14 protein-coding genes are annotated in these 15,651 nt (G+C 60.4%); 12 read left to right on the plus strand and 2 right to left on the minus strand.

Going from position 1 to position 15,651, the window contains the following annotated elements:
• Positions 1-56: 56 nt before the first annotated feature.
• The 3 genes from torD (at position 57) to BN1139_RS14175 (ending at position 3,699) form a co-directional block, all read left to right on the plus strand.
• A complete protein-coding gene (torD, locus tag BN1139_RS14165) occupies positions 57-725 on the plus strand; it encodes a molecular chaperone TorD (RefSeq protein ID WP_005349492.1) in 669 nt (222 codons plus the stop codon).
• Positions 726-732: 7 nt separating this feature from the next.
• The gene (locus BN1139_RS14170) at positions 733-1,101 is read left to right on the plus strand and encodes a hypothetical protein (RefSeq protein ID WP_005349490.1); all 369 of its coding nucleotides are present in this window, start codon (positions 733-735) and stop codon (positions 1,099-1,101) included.
• 153 nt (positions 1,102-1,254) lie between these two features.
• A complete protein-coding gene (locus BN1139_RS14175; protein ID WP_005349488.1) occupies positions 1,255-3,699 on the plus strand; it encodes a sensor domain-containing protein in 2,445 nt (814 codons plus the stop codon).
• 57 nt (positions 3,700-3,756) lie between these two features.
• Here the strand turns inward: BN1139_RS14175 and BN1139_RS14180 are convergent, their stop codons facing one another.
• A complete protein-coding gene (locus BN1139_RS14180) occupies positions 3,757-4,038 on the minus strand; it encodes a hypothetical protein (RefSeq protein WP_237700559.1) in 282 nt (93 codons plus the stop codon).
• Between the two features lie 166 nt (positions 4,039-4,204).
• On the opposite strand from BN1139_RS14180, the gene acs reads away from it, so the two are divergent.
• The 7 genes from acs to BN1139_RS14215 all read left to right on the plus strand — a co-directional run bounded on the left by acs (position 4,205) and on the right by BN1139_RS14215 (position 12,131).
• Complete coding sequence (gene acs, locus BN1139_RS14185; RefSeq protein WP_013724076.1) at positions 4,205-6,151, plus strand: acetate--CoA ligase; 1,947 nt, start codon at positions 4,205-4,207, stop codon at positions 6,149-6,151.
• A 288-nt stretch (positions 6,152-6,439) separates the two neighbouring features.
• Entirely contained in the window at positions 6,440-6,889 is a 450-nt protein-coding gene (gene aroQ / locus BN1139_RS14190; protein ID WP_005338907.1) for a type II 3-dehydroquinate dehydratase, read from the plus strand.
• Between the two features lie 36 nt (positions 6,890-6,925).
• Complete coding sequence (gene accB, locus BN1139_RS14195) at positions 6,926-7,384, plus strand: acetyl-CoA carboxylase biotin carboxyl carrier protein (protein WP_005338908.1); 459 nt, start codon at positions 6,926-6,928, stop codon at positions 7,382-7,384.
• A gap of 15 nt (positions 7,385-7,399) precedes the next feature.
• Positions 7,400-8,740: an acetyl-CoA carboxylase biotin carboxylase subunit gene (accC, locus tag BN1139_RS14200; protein ID WP_005338910.1), complete on the plus strand. Its 1,341-nt coding sequence runs from the start codon at positions 7,400-7,402 to the stop codon at positions 8,738-8,740.
• Positions 8,741-8,903: 163 nt separating this feature from the next.
• Complete coding sequence (locus BN1139_RS14205) at positions 8,904-9,167, plus strand: YhdT family protein (protein WP_005349483.1); 264 nt, start codon at positions 8,904-8,906, stop codon at positions 9,165-9,167.
• Positions 9,157-10,614, plus strand: coding sequence for a sodium/pantothenate symporter (gene panF, locus BN1139_RS14210; RefSeq protein ID WP_005349481.1), 1,458 nt, complete (start codon positions 9,157-9,159; stop codon positions 10,612-10,614). Before BN1139_RS14205 ends, panF begins: the two co-directional genes overlap by 11 nt.
• An 89-nt stretch (positions 10,615-10,703) precedes the next feature.
• Positions 10,704-12,131, plus strand: a complete 1,428-nt coding sequence (locus BN1139_RS14215; RefSeq protein WP_005349480.1) for a PTS transporter subunit EIIC — start codon at positions 10,704-10,706, stop codon at positions 12,129-12,131.
• Position 12,132: 1 nt separating this feature from the next.
• Here the strand turns inward: BN1139_RS14215 and BN1139_RS14220 are convergent, their stop codons facing one another.
• On the minus strand, positions 12,133-13,005 hold the full coding sequence (locus tag BN1139_RS14220) for a LysR family transcriptional regulator (protein WP_005349478.1): 873 nt from the start codon (positions 13,003-13,005) through the stop codon (positions 12,133-12,135).
• A gap of 100 nt (positions 13,006-13,105) precedes the next feature.
• On the opposite strand from BN1139_RS14220, the gene BN1139_RS14225 reads away from it, so the two are divergent.
• Positions 13,106-14,122 (plus strand): zinc-binding alcohol dehydrogenase family protein, encoded by a 1,017-nt coding sequence (locus tag BN1139_RS14225; RefSeq protein WP_005349477.1) that lies wholly within the window; start codon positions 13,106-13,108, stop codon positions 14,120-14,122.
• A 536-nt stretch (positions 14,123-14,658) separates the two neighbouring features.
• On the plus strand, positions 14,659-15,537 hold the full coding sequence (gene prmA, locus BN1139_RS14230) for a 50S ribosomal protein L11 methyltransferase (protein ID WP_005349476.1): 879 nt from the start codon (positions 14,659-14,661) through the stop codon (positions 15,535-15,537).
• Positions 15,538-15,651 lie beyond the last annotated feature (114 nt).

Raw genomic sequence — 15,651 nt, forward strand, 5'->3', positions numbered from 1 at the left:
AAAGTCGTTAGAATCGGGAGCCATCAAGGCTCCCGATTGCCATCCACGGAGGAAAAATGCAGGAATTTATGGCTACCAGCGAACGCCGGGCCGAACTCTACTGGTGGTTCTCCACCCTGTTCGCCGCCGAACTCAGTGATGAGCAGATCGCCGAATATGACACCTATGATGTGCGAAGCTTCCTGAAAAGCCTCTCCACCCTGGATCCGATGCGCGAAGCCGTGGCCGAGCTCAACGAGGCCATCGCCCGCCTGTTGGTGCGCCAGGATCGCCAATTGGAACTCGCCGCCGACTTCGCTGGCCTGTTTCTGGTGGATCCCAAACAGGGCGCCCTGCCCTACGAGTCCCTCTACCGCGGCGAGGCCAAGTTGCTGATGCAGGCCCCGATGGCCGAGATGCAGGCCCGCCTCGATCGCCTCGGCATCAATGTCAGCGATAAATACAAAGAGCCTGCCGACCATCTGGCCATCGAGCTGGATCTGATGGGCAATCTCATCATCCGCGCGGCGGAAGCCAAGAGCGCGGCCGAGCGGGAACGCTGGCTCGACGAGCAGGAAGCGCTGCTGCACGGCCATCTGCTGGGCTGGTTCGACAAGTTCGAAAGCGCCTGTCGCGCCGCCGACCGGTTTGGCTTCTACGGCGCCAGTGCCCGTCTGCTGGGGGTCTTCCTCAAGATGGATGCCAACTACCTCTCTCTGGTCAAACCGGCACCATCTGCCGACTGAGGCCGCGATGAAGACAGCCCTGCTTCTGATTGCATGCTGGCTGCTGGCCCTGATCCCGCTGGATCAGGGCATTACTCCCCTGATTGCGCTGCTGTTCAACCCGGATCGCGAGCTCTACGGCACCGCCCAGCTCACCGGCTTTGCCGGCATCCTGCTCACCCTCTACCTTGCCAATCTCGGCGTCGAGGTGGTGTTGCGCCGCCGCTTCCAGATAGCCGGCATGCTGGCGCTGCTGGCCGCCTGGATCGACTTCATCAACAGCAGCGGCAGCGAGTCGCACTTCCTGCTGCTCTATCTGCTTGCCCTCCCGTTCCATCTGCTCGGCTGGCTGGTACTGGTGCGCGGCATTCAGGCGTTTGGTCGCCAGAAGGGATAACCACTCGCCCCCTTTTTCCATCCTTTTTATCAGGTTTTTCTGCCTATTCTTGCCGTCAAAACAACCAGATAACTCCGCTTGACTCCCGGTCAAACAGTTCGTGCCATACTGACAACTGATGCAAATGACAAAACAATCAATGCCGAGGTCATCATGGATGGGAAGCTTTTCAACGCCGACACCGAGGCAATGTTGACCCAGCTGTCAGATCACACCGTCCTGGAACAGCTGATGGATAATGCCCCTCTGGGCATCGGCGTCTTTGACTGCGAATTTCGCTACCGTAAAGTCAATCAGGTGCTGGCCGACATCAATGGCAAAAGCATCGAGGAGCATCAGGGCAAGCACCTCAGAGAGGTGGTTCCCAAGCTGGCCCCGACCCTGGAGCCCATGTTTCAGCAGATCATGCGCAGCGGCCTGCCCTACGTGGATATCGCCATCACGGGCCAAACCGCGGCGTACGACAGCAGCTCCCGCCGCTTTCAGGCCACCTACAGTCCGATGCGTGATGAGAAAGGGGAGCTGAACGGCATCCTCGCCATCGTACGGGACATCACCGAGCAGTACGAAACCGAACAACGGCTGCAGCTGGCAATGCGAGCGGCCCAAATCGGGGTGTGGGAATGGCACGTTGCGGAAGACAGATTACTGTTCGACGGCCAGATTGAGCCGCTGCTGGGCATCGAGGCCAACCAGTTCCACGGCGGGCTGCAAGCGTTCGTCGACTGTTTTGAACCGGAATCCGGCAGCCAGCTCAAGGCCGCGCTGCAAAGCCATGACCCCATCCATCTCACCCTGAGCTACCTCACCGCACTCAACGAGCGCCACTGGGTCGATATTCATGCCGACCATGTCCCCGCCACCGAGTCGATCGGCCACCGGGTCATGGGGGTCATTCACAATGCCACCGCCCGCCGCCGTCAGGAGGAGCGGCTCCATCAGGCCAACGTGGTATTCGATACCACGGCCGAGGGGATCATCATCCTCGACAGCGAGCACCATATTCTGTCGGTCAACCCGGCCTTCACCATGCTGACCCAATACAATGCCGAGGAGGTGATAGGCCGCACCCCGGATATCATCATGCATCCCAGGCGCTACACCGACCTCGACTATCCCTGGTATCACCTGCGTCCCGGCAACAACGCCTGGCATGGCGAGATGGTTTGTCTGCGTAAGGATGGCAGCTACTTCTCCTCCTGGCAGCAGATCAGCGCTGTCTATGACAACTTCAACAACACCACTCACTATGTGATCGCCCTTTCCGACATCAGCGCCATTCGCAAGGTGGAAGCCGAGCTGAACCACCTTGCCTATCACGATCCCCTGACCGAGCTGGGCAATCGCCATCTGTTGCAGGAGCGGCTGGCCCTTGAGCTGAAAACCGCGCAGCTCAATCGCAAACGGTTGGGGCTGCTCTTTATCGATCTGGATGGCTTCAAGCTGATCAACGACAGCCTGGGCCACGGAGTTGGCGATGAGCTGCTCAAGCGGCTGGCAGAGCGGATCCGCGGCTGCCTGCAGCACAACGATTTGGCGACCCGCCTCGGGGGAGACGAGTTTCTGGTGCTGATCCCCTATCTGGAGGAGCCTGACGAGCTGGCAACCCTGGCCAATACCCTGCTGACCGTGTTGCGTGAACCGGTTGAGCTGGCCCATGAGCTGGTGGCGATCTCGGCAAGTATCGGTATCGCCATCTATCCGGATCATGCTGACAGCCCGGAAACCTTGGTCAGCGCCGCCGACAGCGCCATGTACGAGGCGAAAAGTCAGGGGCGCAACGGATTCCAGTTCTATACCCCCTGCATGGCGGCTCGAGCCCGCGAGCGGATGCAGATTGAGCAGGGTCTGCTCAAGGCCCTGGAGCTCGAACAGCTCTGCATCTTCTATCAACCCATGACCAATCTGGCCAACGGCCACCTGAGTGGACTGGAGGCCCTGCTGCGCTGGCAGCATCCCAATGAGGGAATGATAGCGCCGACCCGTTTTATTCCGGTGGCGGAGGAGTGCGGCCTGATCGAGAAAATTGGGGAGTGGGTGATGCGCAACGCCTGCGAGCAGGGACAAAACTGGCTGGCTGCCGGACTGCCGGTGCCCCGCTTGTCGGTTAATGTGTCGGTGCGGGAGATGCGATCCCCCGGCTACGTTGAGCGGGTCGCCGCCATCCTGGCCGAGACCGGATTTCCGCCAGAACGGCTCGAAATCGAGGTGACTGAGAGCATCATCCAGCGGGTCGAACAGAGTCTGGATCTCTTTACCCGCCTGAAAAATCTCGGCGTTCAGATTGCTATCGATGACTTTGGTACCGGCTTCTCGTCACTGAGTCTGCTCAAGACCCTGCCGATCGATCGCATCAAGATCGACCGGGCGTTTGTGCAGGCATTACCGGAAGACAAGAACAGTCGGGAGCTCTGCCGCACCATCATCAATCTGGCCGACAGTCTGGATATGGAGGTCACCGCCGAAGGGATTGAAACCCAGGCACAACACGCCTTCTTGCAGTCACTCAACTGCGGCGAAGGACAGGGCTATCTGTTCAGCAAACCACTGCATGTCGAGCACATGGGAGATCGCCTGCATCAACGCTACGTCTCATAGCGGCAGGCAATCATCATCACCAGCCGGGAGGCATCCGCCTCCTGGCTGCCGACCGGATTACCACTCAATCTGCAAGCGGGATTCCCAACCATCATCACGATCATTGAGCATACGCGTCAACGGTGATTCGCCAGCATAACGGGGGGCTGGCTCGCTGAAGGTGAGTCTGGTACCGGGCTCCTTGGCCTGCCATGCATAACCAAGCTGATCGGCCACCCGATCCCGCAGCGCAGGTGAAGCCTCCTGATGGGTGATCGCAAACTCTTTCGGAGGTTCGCTAGCGGGCACAGGCGCATCAAACTGCCAGAGGGATGCACAGAGCAACAGAGAAAACATCATGACCTCCAATTAATCGAAACGCCCCCTTTTACCCACTCACCGATTAATTGTCACTCTTTGTCCTGTAACCAACTGTTGCCGCCTATCCAAAAGTCTAATTGCCCCCCGCAACCAAAGGTATAAGTTGTTAAGAAACCATTAAAAGATCTATTCAAAGGAGTGACAGATGAGCGAGAGCAAGGTCTACCCGGTCAAACCCCACATCAGCAGCAATGCACTGCTCGACAAGGGCGACTACGCCGCCATGTATCAGGCCTCCGTCGAGGATCCCGATACCTTCTGGGGAGAGCAGGGAAAAATTCTCGACTGGATGAAACCCTATACCAAGGTCAAGAATACCTCCTACGATCCGGGCCATGTCTCCATCAAATGGTTTGAAGATGGCAAGCTCAACGTCTCGGCCAACTGTCTCGATCGCCATCTCGCCGAACGGGGTGACAAGGTCGCCATCATCTGGGAAGGGGACAACCCCACCGAAGATCGCAAACTCACCTACCGCGAACTGCACAGCGAAGTGTGCAAGTTTGCCAACGTCTTGAAAGCACAAGGGGTTCACCGCGGCGACGTGGTCTGCCTCTACATGCCCATGGTGCCCGAAGCCGCCATCGCCATGCTGGCCTGTACCCGCATCGGCGCGGTACACAGCATCGTATTCGGCGGCTTCTCGCCAGAAGCGCTGGCTGGTCGCATCATCGACTCGGGCTCGCGCATCGTGATCACCGCCGACGAGGGGCTGCGTGGCGGCCGTCCGGTGCCGCTCAAGAAGAATGTGGATGAAGCGCTCACCAACCCGGAAACCCAGGTCAACAAGGTGATCGTGCTCAAGCGCACCGGCGGCAATGTCGCCTGGCACAACCACCGCGACATCTGGTGGCATGAAGCGACCGCCGCCGTCAGCAGCGACTGCCCGCCCGAGGCGATGAACGCCGAAGATCCGCTCTTTATCCTCTATACCTCCGGCTCCACCGGCAAACCCAAGGGGGTGCTGCACACCACTGGCGGCTATCTGGTTTATGCCACCCTCACCTTCAAATATGTGTTCGACTACCACGAAGAGGATATCTACTGGTGTACCGCCGATGTGGGCTGGGTCACAGGCCACTCCTATCTGGTCTACGGGCCGCTCGCCAACGGTGCCACCACCATCATGTTCGAAGGGGTGCCCAACTACCCGGCCACCAACCGCATGAGTCAGGTGGTGGACAAGCACCAGGTCACCATCCTCTATACCGCCCCCACTGCCATCCGCGCCCTGATGGCCAAAGGCAACGAAGCGGTCACCGGCACGTCACGCCAGAGCCTGCGCATCATGGGCTCGGTGGGTGAACCCATCAACCCGGAAGCCTGGGAGTGGTACTACCGCACCATTGGTGACGAGCGCTGCCCCATTGTCGATACCTGGTGGCAAACCGAAACCGGCGGCATCCTGATTACGCCGCTGCCCGGCGTCACCGACCTGAAACCGGGCTCGGCGACTCGTCCCTTCTTCGGGGTGCAACCTGCGCTGGTGGACAACATGGGCGAACCGCTGGAGGGAGCCACCGAGGGTAACCTGGTGATCACCGACTCCTGGCCGGGCCAGATGCGCACCGTGTTCGGCGATCACGAGCGGTTCGAGCAGACCTACTTCTCCACCTTCCCGGGCCGCTACTTCACCGGCGACGGTGCCCGTCGCGACGAGGACGGCTACTACTGGATTACCGGTCGGGTGGATGATGTACTGAACGTCTCCGGCCACCGCATGGGTACCGCCGAAATTGAATCGGCGCTGGTGGCCCATCCCAAGATCGCTGAAGCCGCGGTGGTGGGGGTTCCTCACGAGATCAAGGGTCAGGGCATCTATGCCTATGTCACCCTGATCGCCGGGGAAGAGCCGAGCCGCGAGCTGCACAAAGAAGTGAAGGAGTGGGTCCGCAAGGAGATTGGTGCCATCGCCACGCCGGACGTGATCCACTGGGCAGAGGGGCTGCCAAAGACCCGTTCCGGCAAGATCATGCGCCGCATCTTGCGCAAGATCGCCACCGGCGAGACCGACAGCCTAGGGGATATCTCCACCCTGGCGGATCCGGGGGTAGTAGACAAACTCATCCGCGAGAAGTCGGAAGCAGCCTGATCCCGCTTCGTTTGTTGCTCAACAAAGCCGGCCCTGTGCCGGCTTTGTCGTTTCTTATCCGCCAGCAAACAGCAAGGTGGCAGCGACGAAGTATCTCAGGTCGAAACGTGCAATAAATAGCCAGATGTAGAGATTAGACCAGTAAAATGCTGCTAATTTTCACGAAATCAATATAATTGCGAAATCTGTGTGCCAGGGCACACCGATTTGCGCAGAAAATGGCTAGATTTCTGGTAGTCCACAAGATAGCTGATAGATAGCAGCATTATCATCGAGGATGTACTCAATATGTCGCAAAATCACCGAATTCTCCTGCTCAACGGACCAAACCTGAATCTGCTGGGCAAACGGGAACCGGGTATCTACGGCAGCAAGACGCTTGATGAGATCGTCGCCGATCTGAAGCTTAACGCCAGCGAACTCGGTGTCACTCTGGAACATCTGCAATCCAATGCCGAACATGAGTTGGTCGGCCGCATCCATCAGGCCATGGGCCAGGTGGATTTTATCATCATCAATCCAGCCGCCTTCACCCACACCAGCGTCGCCATTCGCGATGCGCTGCTGGGTGTCGCCATCCCTTTTATCGAGGTTCACCTGTCAAACGTCCATGCCAGGGAGCCGTTCCGTCATCACTCCTATCTGTCTGATGTCGCAAAAGGGGTCATTTGTGGTCTGGGGGCCGATGGCTACCAATTCGCTTTAACCGCGGCCGTGCACCATCTGCGCGCGGCTTGATAATCACTGATCAGATAAAGAAGAAAGAGAATGCTAATGGATATCCGCAAAATCAAGAAGCTGATTGAACTGGTTGAAGAGTCCGGCATCGCCGAACTGGAGATCTCCGAAGGTGAAGAGTCAGTTCGCATCAGCCGCAACTTCTCCGGTCAGGTGACCACCGCCATGCCGCAGATGATGATGCAGCAAGCTGCTCCGGTTGCCGCACCTGCCGCTGCCGCCCCGGTTGCCGCCGCACCGGCCGCCGATGCCGCCCCGAGCGGTCACCTGATGCGCTCCCCGATGGTTGGCTCCTTCTACCGCTCCTCCAGCCCGGATGCCAAGCCGTTCGCGGAAGTGGGTCAGCAAGTCAATGTCGGCGACACCCTGTGCATCGTCGAAGCCATGAAAATGATGAACCAAATCGAGTCTGACAAGGCCGGTGTGATCAAAGCGATCCTGGTTGAAAATGGTCAGGCCGTCGAATTTGACGAGCCGCTGTTCATCATCGAATAAGGGAAATCGCCACCCATGTTGGACAAAGTAGTCATCGCCAACCGCGGTGAAATTGCCCTGCGGATCCTGCGCGCCTGTAAAGAGCTCGGGATCAAGACAGTGGCCGTTCACTCCACCGCCGACCGGGAGCTCAAACATGTGCTGCTGGCCGACGAATCCATCTGTATCGGCAGACCGGCCAGTACTGAATCCTACCTCAACGTCCCGGCCATCATCGCCGCCGCTGAGGTAACCGGTGCCGTGGCCATCCACCCGGGTTACGGCTTCCTCTCCGAGAACGCCGATTTCGCCGAAGTGGTCGAAAAATCCGGCTTCATCTTCATCGGCCCGCGCGCCGAGACCATTCGCCTGATGGGTGACAAGGTCTCCGCCATCGAAGCGATGAAGAAAGCGGGCGTACCTTGCGTACCGGGCTCTGACGGCCCCGTCGACAACGACGCCAAGCACAACGCTGCCATTGCCAAGCGCATCGGCTATCCGGTGATCATCAAGGCTGCCGGTGGCGGTGGTGGTCGTGGTATGCGCGTGGTGCGCAATGAAGCGGAACTGGCGGGCGCCATCGCCCTGACCAAATCCGAAGCAGGCCAGTTCTTCAAGAACGACATGGTCTACATGGAGAAGTACCTGGAAAACCCGCGCCACATCGAAATTCAGGTGTTGGCAGACGGCCAGGGCAACGCCCTCTATCTGGGCGAGCGTGACTGCTCCATGCAGCGTCGCCACCAGAAAGTGGTGGAAGAAGCGCCGGCGCCCGGCATCACCGCCGAAATGCGCAAGTTCATCGGCGAGCGCTGTGTGCGCGCCTGTATCGAGATCGGCTACCGCGGTGCGGGTACTTTCGAGTTCCTGTACGAGAATGGCGAGTTCTATTTCATCGAAATGAACACCCGTATTCAGGTTGAGCATCCGGTCACCGAGATGGTCACCGGCATCGATCTCATCAAGGAGCAGCTGCGCATCGCCGCCGGTCAGCCCCTGTCGATCACCCAGCAGGATATCCGCATCCGTGGCCATGCCATCGAGTGCCGGATCAACGCCGAAGATCCGGCCACCTTTATGCCCTCTCCGGGTCTGGTGCAGCGCTTCCACGCGCCGGGTGGTCTGGGCGTGCGTTGGGACTCCCACATCTATGCCGGTTACAAGGTACCGCCCCACTACGATTCGATGATCGGCAAGCTGATCTGCTACGGCGAGAATCGTGACATTGCCATCGCCCGCATGCGTCATGCGCTGGACGAGCTGGTGGTCGAGGGCATCAAGACCAACGTGCCGCTGCAAAAAGAGATCATGAAAGACGAAAACTTCCAGCACGGTGGCACCAATATCCACTATCTGCACAAGAAGTTGGGTCTGTAAGATCTCGCAGGCAGAACAATCACTTCCGGCCGGATAGCAGCCCGCTGCTTATCCGCAATCCAACCGGGAGGCGGCTTCGCAAGAAGCCTCTGCTGAAAAAGGGCCATGGCGACATGGCCCTTTTTTGTTATCCTTGCGCCCCTCAAATTTGTCGGAGGCCAAGGTGAACCGTTTTGCTCTCGCCCGCCGGGAAGCAGCTTTCTGCCTGCTGCTGACCCTGTTCTACTTCTTTGCCTGGTATGGCACCGCCTATTTTATCCCGCTCCAGCTGGAGTTGTGGGGGCTGCCGCTGTGGTTCCTGCTCAGTTGCATGGTGATGCCGCTGCTGTTCATTCTGCTCTGCGCTCTGATGGTGAACCGGCTGTTTGTGGAGATCCCCCTCGATACCCACTCCCCTTCCGGCAAGGAGTCATCCCATGAATCTTGAGTTGATGCTGCCGCTCGTCATCTATCTGGTACTGGTGCTGGGGGTGGGTTTCTGGGCCAGCCGCCATCGCGCACAAGGCAACTTCGTGCAGGAGTACTTCATCGGCAACCGCAGCATGGGCGGGCTGGTGCTGGCGATGACGCTAGTGGCCACCTACACCTCGGCCTCCTCCTTTATCGGCGGACCGGGCGCGGCCTACAAGATCGGTCTGGGCTGGGTGTTGCTGGCGATGATCCAGCTGCCCACCGTCTGGCTCACTCTGGGGGTGCTTGGCAAGAAGTTCGCCATCATCGCCCGCCGGGTCAATGCGGTGACCATCAACGACATGCTGTGGGCCCGCTACCAGAGCAAGGCGGTGGTGATCCTCGGCTCCATTACTATCATCCTCGCCTTTATCGCGACCATGGTGGTGCAGTTTATCGGCGGCGCTCGCCTGCTGGAGACCGCCACCGGCCTCTCCTACCAGCAGGGCTTGATGCTGTTTGCCAGCTGCGTACTGCTCTACACCATCATCGGCGGCTTCCGCGCCGTGGTGATGACCGATGCCCTGCAGGGGATCATCATGCTGATCGGCACCGGTGCCCTGCTGGCGGGGATTCTGATTGCCGGTGACGGCCTGCCGAACCTTATCCACCAGCTCAGGGAGATCGATCCCAAGCTGGTGAGCCCGCAAGGGGCCGGCGACATGTTGACCCAGCCCTTTATGCTGAGCTTCTGGATCCTGGTCTGTGTCGGGGTGGTGGGGCTACCCCACTCGGCGCTGCGCTGCTTTGGCTATCGCGACAGCAAGGCGCTCCATCGCGGCATTCTGATCGGCACCGTGGTCAGCGCCCTGCTGATGTTCGGCATGCATCTGGCGGGTGCCCTTGGCCGCGCCATCCTGCCGGGCATGGACAGCCCGGACAAGATCATGCCCTCCCTGATGATGGAAGTGCTGCCCCCCTGGCTGGCCGGAGTCTTTCTGGCGGCGCCGATGGCGGCCATCATGTCCACCATCGACTCCCAGCTGATCCAGGCTTCCGCCACTCTGGTGAAGGATCTCTACCTCAACTATCTGAGTCCAAAGCAGGAGAAGCTGGAGGTGCGCATCCCCCGCCTCTCCCTGCTCTGCACCCTGATCCTCGGCACTCTGGTGCTGCTGGCGGCGTTGCAGCCCCCCGAGATGATCATCTGGCTCAACCTGCTCGCCTTTGGCGGCCTGCAGGCGGTGTTCCTCTGGCCGCTGGTGCTCGGTCTCTACTGGTCACGGGCCAACGGCCCGGGCGCGCTGGCCAGCATGGTCAGCGGCATCGTCAGCTATGGGGTTCTGAGTCAGTGGGGGATCAAGCTGGCTGGCCTGCACGCCATCGTGCCAAGCCTCACGCTGGCGCTGATGGTCTTTATCACGGTGAGCCTGTTAACGGCACCGCCCTCGCGGGAAGTGCGCGAGCTTTTCGGGCAGAAATAATAAAAATATAAATTAGGGGTTCCAAAACTATCCCCAAATAGGTGTTTTCCGGTTAAACTGTGCGCCAAGTCACAGAACGTAGCCGCTGTATGCCCGTTAAAGCCACTCGACAAGTCGTTACTCAAGCCCTGCAGCGGCTCGGTTATGCCCTGCTGCTGCCCGTCTCCATCCTGCCGATGGCGGCGTTGATCTACCGGCTTGGGCAACCCGACGTGCTCGATTTGGCGGTGCTCTCCCTCACCGGTCAGGCGATCTTCAGCCAGATGCCGCTCATCTATGCGGTGGCGATCGCCTTTGGCCTGAGTCGGCAGGAGCTGGGCGGACAAACGCTGGCGGGGGCGGTCAACTTCCTGCTGCTCAGCACCGCCTTCAATACGCTGGCCCCCAACCTGCACGCCGACATGATCTGCGGCCTGCTGGCGGGGCTCACCACCGCCATCATCTACCCCTGGGTACACCAGCAAACCCTGCCCCGCTGGCTGCAAATCGCCAAGGGGGAGTTTCCCAGCCTGCTGGTGTCGGCCTTGGCCTGCCTGCTGATCGCCATTCCCCTCTCGCTGCTATGGCCGCCGCTGGAGCGCGGGCTGACCCTGCTCACCTCCGAGCTGCTTACCACGCCGTTTGGCGCCTTCTGCTACGGCACTCTCAACCGACTGCTGATCCCGCTCGGGCTCCATCAGGTGCTGGGCAGCGTCATCGGCCTTGGCGAGAGCAACCTGCAGGCACTGGCCACCGCCCAACCCCTTCATGAAGGGTATGTGGCCGGTCTCTACCCCATCATCATGTTCGGCCTGCCGGGCGCCTGTTTTGCCATCTGGCTGCACCGCCAGCGGATGCGGCGGCTGCCACAAGGCGGGCTGCTGCTCACCCTGGCGCTCACCTCGGCACTAGTGGGTATCACAGAGCCTATCGAGTTTCTGTTCGCCTTTACCGCCCCCTGGCTGTTTCTCGCCCACGCCCTGCTGACCGGACTGTCACTGGCGGTCTGTAGCGGGCTGGGGATCAAGGTGGGCAGTTACTTCTCCGCCGGTCTGCTGGATCTGGTGCTGAGCTATCAGGCAGGGGAGCACAGCTTCTGGCTCATTCCGGTCGGTATCCTGTTCTTCGTTGCCTACACCCTGCTGTTCTATCAACTGCTGGAGCGCGCCCCCCTCAGCATGCCGAGCAAGCCCATCGCGGTGGAACATCCGCGCCTTGCCAGTGTTGCCCCCTCAGACCCGCAGATGCTGGCGATCCAGTACCTCAAGGTGCTGGGCGGGATGGACAATCTGGTGGCGATGAGTGTCTGTATCACCCGCCTCAGCCTGCGGGTGCGGGATATTTCACTAGTGGATGAATCCCGCCTGCTGGGTCTGGGCTGCCTCTCCTGGATCCAGCTCAACGAGCACCAGCTGGTGCTGGTGCTGGGCCCCAGCGCCAGCCTGATTGAAGGGCAGATCCGCATGCTGGCGGAGCGCCAGTCGGTCCCCCTCGGCCTCAAACCCAATCAGGAGTCGGCCAGCCAGAGCAGCTGGTAACTCAGGCAAACGGCAACCGCTCGGCCACGAAATCCATCAGGGTGCGCAGAGCGGGGGCCAGATGCTCCCGACTCGGATAGATTAGGTAGAACGGGTTGGCCGGAATGGGCTGATCCGGCAACACCTTCTGCAGCCGCCCCGCCGCCAAATCCCCTTCACAGACATGGTGGGGCAACAGGGCAATCCCCCCGTCATGGAGTGCCATCTCCCGCAGCGCCAGCAAGCTGTTGCTGACACAGGCCCCCTGCGGCCGCCAGCCCCCCTCCAGCAATGGCCACACCGGCATGGCCGAGTGCACCAGACAGGCATAACGACCCAGCTCGCTCAGCTGTTGCGGCATGCCGTGGGCCGCCAGATAGGCGGGCGCCGCCACCAGATGGCGCGCCACCTCACCGATACGCCGACAGATGAGGCTGGAGTCTTTCAGCGGCGCCGCCCGCAGCGCCAAATCATAACCTTCCCCCACCAGATCGAGCTGTTCATCGCTCAGGGTCAGTTCCAGCACCACCTCGGGATAGAGGGCGCGAAACTCGGCGAGGATCCGGCCAAGCAATAGAGTACCGGTCGCCTCGGGTGCAGTAATCCGCACCCGCCCCGCCGGGGCCGAGCGCAGCCGTGCCATCGCCAGATTGGCGCTGCGGGCCAGTGCCAGCAGCCCCTGACAGTGCTCCACATAGAGCTCCCCCTGCGGGGTCAGGCTCAACCTGCGGGTGGTGCGCTGCAACAGCCGCACCCCGAGCTGGGATTCGAGCCGCGAGATCTTCTGGCTCACCGATGACTTGGGCATACCAAGCAGCTCGGCGGCCCGGGTAAAGCTTCCCTGCTCCACCACGGTGGCGAACAGTCCCATCAACTCCAGATCGACATTGTTCATATATTCAAACAGTCTTTACCGATTACCCATCTTAATCTTGATAATCAACCAGACTAGAGTGAGTGGCAATCCCGAACACAGCGATTTGAAAGGAAAAACCATGAAAGCCATTGCCCTGACTCACTATCTGCCAAGCGACCACCCCGACTGCTTCATCACCGCCAACCTGCCCGATCCGGTTCCGGGTCCGCGGGATCTGCTGGTGCGGGTCACCGCCACCTCCGTCAATCCGGTGGATACCAAGGTGCGCTCCCCCAAGGCCAAAATTGAAAGCTCGCCCCGGGTATTGGGCTGGGATGCGGTGGGGGAAGTGATCGCCACCGGCAGCGAAGTGACCCTGTTTCAGGCGGGCGACCGGGTCTGGTATGCCGGCGATATCAGCCGTCCGGGCAGCAACAGCGCCCTGCAACTGGTGGATGAGCGCATCGCCGCGATCGCCCCCACCACCTTGAGCGATGTGGAGGCCGCCGCCCTGCCGCTCACCGCCATCACCGCTTGGGAAACCCTGTTCGAGCGCTTTGCCCTCACCCGCGAAAGCCGTGGCAAACTGCTGATCATCGGCGGCGCCGGTGGCGTGGGCTCCATCGCCATCCAGCTGGCTCGCCAGCTCACAGGTATGGAGGTGATTGCGACCGCCTCCCGCCCCGAGAGCCGCGAGTGGTGCCTCGAAATGGGCGCCCACCAGGTCGTAAACCACCACAAGTTGCAGGAGGAGCTGACCGCCCTTGGCATCACTCAGGTCGATGCCATCTTCTGCACCAACGCCACCGCCGAGCACTGGGCCACCATGGCCGGGCTGATCCGTCCGTTTGGCCATATCTGCACCATCGCAGAATCGAGCGAGCCGTGGGATCTCTCCCTGCTCAAGAGCAAGAGCGTCACCTTCAGCCAGGAGTTCATGTTCACCCGCTCCCTGTTCCAGACGCCGGACATGATCGAGCAGCACCGCCTGCTCGGCCGGGTGGCGGCACTGGTCGATGAAGGGGTATTGCAGACCACCCTGACCAGAACCATCCCGTCACTGACCCCGGTCACGCTGGCTCAGGCCCATGCCGAGGTGGAAGCGGGACGCATGGTAGGCAAGCTGGTGATCGACATGAGCGGCTTTGCCAACTAAGCCCCCCAACGCACCATGATGGGATAAGTTCACCAAGGAGATGCCCCAAACGGGCACAACCAGCGGCACTCATGACAGCCTGTGGCAGGCCAACGTCCGACAATCAGCCAAAAAAAAGGCCATTTCGCGAGAAATGGCCTGAATACCTGAACATTGGGGTAACAATCACACACATATCCTTATGCAGGACATATTAGTCTTTGCATCTGGCGTGCCAACAGCAGCATGAATGCGCCAAAACGGCGTCAGCCCGTCCTTGAGCAAGGTGCCGACCTTGCTCTTTTTTGTCTGGCAAACTGTTTACCAGGCAAAGAAGTGCAGATAAAAAAATGCCACCCGAGGGTGGCAGTGAAAGATGACGGAACTTGAGCAAAGCGTTCAGCGAAAACCGGTCGTCTTCGCCTGCATAGAGCAATACAGGAACCATGCCAATCCGGCAAAAGCCCCCGTATCCCTCCACGTCATGGGCAAACCACGACAGCACTGCCCCATGATGATAGAATCTCGCGGTTTCACATTTATGAAGAGTCGACGCCATGCCCTGGATACAAATTCGAATCAACGCCACTGCCAAGACCGCAGACAAGGTGAGCAACATGCTGCTGGGGCGTGGAGCCCAGGCTGTGACCTTTATGGATGCCAAGGATGTGCCCGTCTACGAACCCATGCCCGGTGAAACCCCGCTCTGGGGCGAGACCGAAGTGATGGGTCTGTTCGATGCCGAAACCGACCCGGCTCCCACCATCGCCTTCTTCCAGCAGATCTTCGGCGAAAACGTCGGCTACAAGGTCGAGCAGCTGGAAGACAAGGACTGGGTGCGCGAGTGGATGGATCACTTCCACCCCATGCAGTTTGGCGAGCGCCTCTGGATCTGCCCGAGCTGGCGCGATGTGCCGAACCCCGATGCAGTCAACGTCATGCTGGATCCGGGTCTGGCCTTCGGTACCGGTACCCACCCCACCACCGCCCTCTGCCTGCAGTGGCTGGACGGGCTGGATCTGGCCGGTAAAACCGTGGTCGACTTTGGCTGTGGCTCCGGCATTCTCGGCATCGCCGCCCTGAAACTGGGTGCCGCCCGCGTCATCGGCATCGACATCGACCCGCAGGCCATTCAGGCCAGCCGCGACAACGCCGCGCGTAACGGCGTCGCCGACCAGATTGAGCTCTATCTGCCGGCCGACCAGCCGCAAGATGTCGAAGCGGACGTGGTGGTCGCCAACATTCTGGCCGGCCCGCTGCGCGAACTGGCTCCACTTATCGCCGGCCACGGCAAGCCGGGCAGCCTGATGGCCCTCTCCGGCGTGCTGGAGAGCCAGGCACCGGAGCTGGAAACCATCTATGGCCAGTGGTTCGAGATGGACCCGACCGCCGTCAAGGAAGAGTGGTGCCGCCTCTCTGGCCGCAAGCACGGCTAACTGCGGGCAGCATAGACGCCAACCTCGTACTATCAGGGCCCCCGTTCGGGGGCCCTGACTGTTTTGGCCTGCCGGGCTCTTCACCGCCCGTGAACATGGGCTTGATCGCCCTCC

This window comes from Aeromonas veronii bv. veronii (assembly GCF_000820225.1).
GTDB classification, from domain to species: domain Bacteria; phylum Pseudomonadota; class Gammaproteobacteria; order Enterobacterales; family Aeromonadaceae; genus Aeromonas; species Aeromonas veronii.